Source organism: Flavicella sediminum, assembly GCF_006381105.1.
GTDB classification, from domain to species: Bacteria; Bacteroidota; Bacteroidia; order Flavobacteriales; family Flavobacteriaceae; genus Flavicella; species Flavicella sediminum.
Genome location: NZ_VDET01000076.1, coordinates 1 through 778, shown reverse-complemented (window position 1 = coordinate 778; position 778 = coordinate 1). Strand labels below are relative to the sequence as shown.

The 778-nt window shown below is 33.8% G+C and carries 1 protein-coding gene and 1 pseudogene; one reads left to right on the top strand and one right to left on the bottom strand.

Translation table 11 applies throughout. The annotated features are described in order from the left end of the window. A partial coding sequence (locus FGM02_RS17995) for a TRAP transporter large permease subunit (protein WP_139960018.1) occupies positions 1-512 on the top strand: 512 nt, incomplete at its 5' end. Between the two features lie 62 nt (positions 513-574). On the opposite strand, the pseudogene FGM02_RS18155 reads toward FGM02_RS17995, so the two are convergent. After that, positions 575-778 (bottom strand): annotated as a pseudogene (locus tag FGM02_RS18155) (phosphoglucosamine mutase); the annotation flags it as partial.

Here is a 778-nt window from a genome sequence, read left to right as displayed (position 1 = left end):
AAGAAATTAAAATCAAAGATTTGCCAGATGTCTTGCTAGAATCTTGCGGTACAACAGCTATCGTAATGTTCCTTATTGGTGCTTCCATGCGTATGTCGTGGGTAATGTCTTATGAAAACATTCCTCAAAACATATCTGAGGTGTTATTAGGAATTAGCGACAACAAAATTATCATTCTACTTATTATCAATTTCTTATTGCTTTTTGTAGGAGTGTTTATGGACATGACGCCTGCCGTTTTAATTTTTACACCAATTTTTTTACCTATTATTGAAAAATTAGGAATGGACCCTGTACAATTCGGAATTGTAATGGTATTAAATTTATGTGTTGGTTTATGTACACCTCCCGTAGGCTCCGTTTTATTTGTGGGAGTAGGAATTGCAAACACGACCATAGAAAAGGTTGTAAAACCTTTATTACCGCTATTTTTAGCCATGATCGTATCTTTATTTTTGGTGACGTATTTCCCAAGTTTAAGTTTATGGTTACCAAGTTTATTTGATTTATAAAAAAACTTTTATTCATAAAAAAGCCAGCAAATTTGCTGGCTTTTTTTTGCTCAAACTAAATTTTAAGACAATCCAGCAATTACTTTTATTTCGTCGATAATTTTGCTTGCCAAAGCATCTGCATTTTCTTGTGAAGTACTCTCGGTATTACTTGTAGTAATAGGCTCGGTATTTGATTTACGCAAATGTGCCCATTCTGTTGGATAATCAATTTTTACACCATCAATCGTATTCACACCCTCAGCAGCGTGTTTTTTGGCCATTTC